The organism is Bacillus cereus group sp. N21 (assembly GCF_016483395.1).
Taxonomy (GTDB): Bacteria; Bacillota; Bacilli; order Bacillales; family Bacillaceae_G; genus Bacillus_A; species Bacillus_A pseudomycoides.
The window spans coordinates 1-213 of the sequence record NZ_JAEHBX010000471.1; the positions used below are offsets into that span (position 1 = coordinate 1).

Sequence of the window (213 nt, forward strand, 5' to 3'; positions counted from 1 at the left end):
ATTATTTTATAAAACGTGTTTTTCCTTAGCTCTAACATTTCCATAAACATAACAGCTGTTATTTCTCCATTCTTCCATTTTGAGTGAATTTCGGTTCTGGTGCAAAAACTCTAAAACTTCTCCTAAGCTTGGACATACTGATAGTATGACTCTAAAAAAGGTGTGTGATCAGCATAGAAAAGGAAAATTTGTTCAAATGGAACCTTTTTATTT

General features: G+C 31.5%; 1 pseudogene. It reads right to left on the minus strand.

Features of this window, described 5'->3' with window-relative positions:
- Positions 1-92, minus strand: a pseudogene (locus JDS96_RS32765) (recombinase family protein); the annotation flags it as partial.
- Positions 93-213 lie beyond the last annotated feature (121 nt).